Origin of the sequence: Caballeronia cordobensis, assembly GCF_001544575.2 — a bacterium.
Lineage (GTDB): Bacteria > Pseudomonadota > Gammaproteobacteria > Burkholderiales > Burkholderiaceae > Caballeronia > Caballeronia cordobensis.
This window is the reverse complement of record NZ_FCNY02000063.1, coordinates 1-1666: the sequence shown is the minus strand read 5'-3', so window position 1 is coordinate 1666 and position 1666 is coordinate 1. Positions and strand designations below refer to the sequence as shown.

Sequence of the window (1666 nt, the reverse complement as noted above, 5' to 3'; positions counted from 1 at the left end):
AATGTCACGGCCAGATTGAAATGTCGTAGCGGCAGCTAAATACAGATGTCGTACTTGTTCTGTGTTTGGTTCTCACACAACGTCGAAGCACGCGGGTTGAACGGGCAGGGCGCGGGTGCATGGTCAGCGTGCCTTGCCTGACCGATTGCTCGTTTGGGTAGCGGATTCGTGCGCCACGGCGTGCTGTTGGCTCAACGCTCCGATCATCTGTTCGAGATCGCCACGCGTGAAGTCGCGCTGCTTCTTGGTGCCGGGTGCCCGTTCGGGCGAGCGCGCCTCGATGCCCCGATTCGTACGCGAAGGCGAGCCAGAGGCGCGTCGGTTATCGCGCTGCATCTGCATCATTTGCGCAAGCTCCAGCGCGTGACCCAGGCGCTTGTTGTCCACGATCGCCCCTTGGTCCACCTCGTCCAGTCGATCGTATTGCCGATACGCCAGCACGCGCTCGAGCGCGCGAATCTCGATGCGGCCGTCCGGATACTCCCACACGTCGATATAGCGATGGATCAGCGCGCGGTTCTCGTCCGTATCGTCCAGCAGATACAGCACGCGATCGTATTGCACGGTCAGCGCTTTCGTGACGCGCCGCTGCTCGCGCCACGTCAGCACGTCGTCCAGCCGCTCGTCTTCCCGCAAGGGCCGATGCGCATCGAACCCCCGTCGCGCTGGTTTGGCAAAGCGCGCGTTGTAGTCGGCCATGAAGCAGGGCGCATACGCGTTGGCGTGCGCTATCGTGCTAATGCCGCGCAGGCGCAACTCCTTCACGAGCCGGTCCTGCAAGGTCAGATGCGCACGCTCGACGCGGCCCTTGGCCGGGCTGGAATTGGCACACAGCGTGTCGATATTGAGCGCGTACATCGCCCGACCGAAGTGCGTCACACTGCGCCCCGTCTTGTGCGCCGCCACGCTGCGAAACACGCTCGCCTTATCGCTGTAGAACGCCATCGGCTTGCCGTAGCGCTCCAGATACGCACGCGTGGCCTCGAAGTAGCTGAAGGTCGACTCGGTCGCGGTGAAGTGCAGGTGCATCAGGCGGCTCGTGGCGTCATCCACATACACCAGCAACGTGCATTGCGGCGCGCGCGCCTCGAACCAGCGATGCTCGCAGCCGTCGATCTGGATCAGCTCGCCCAGGCACGCACGGCGTGCCCGCGGCTGATAGACCCTGGGCGGGCGCTGCCGGCGCGGTAGCCACAAGCCGGCCTCGGTCATCAGATGGCGCACGGTTTCCTTCGATAACGTCAGTCCATGACACTCGCGCAGTTTCTCGCAGGCCAGCGTCGGACCGAAATCGGCATAGCGTTCGTGGATCAAGGTCAAGGCGCGGCAGACGAGGTTATCGGGCAACTGGTGATTGCCGGGCTTGCCGCGACGCTTCGAGACCAGGCCCGCGGCGCCATCGGCTCGATAGCGGTTTGCCAGGCGCTCGACTTGCCGACGACTCATGCCCAGCCGTTCGGCGGCACGCCAAGGCATCAGCCGGCCATCAACCACAGCTTCGATGACCTTCAACCGATCGACTTCCCGCATGCTCATGGTGATCGTCTCGATCTCGCTCATGGCCGGCCCCCGCAGGTGGCGAAAACCGGATTAGCTTGACCTCGAAACGCCTCAGGTGCGACATCTGTACTTTGCTCAAGTACGACACTACTACTTTGCTGTGACA

At 63.0% G+C, this 1666-nt stretch carries 1 protein-coding gene; it reads right to left on the bottom strand.

Annotated features, from left to right (window positions below; genetic code table 11):
- Positions 1-123: 123 nt before the first annotated feature.
- Positions 124-1560: an ISNCY family transposase gene (locus tag AWB70_RS38060; protein ID WP_060854265.1), complete on the bottom strand. Its 1437-nt coding sequence runs from the start codon at positions 1558-1560 to the stop codon at positions 124-126.
- Between the last annotated feature and the right edge of the window lie 106 nt (positions 1561-1666).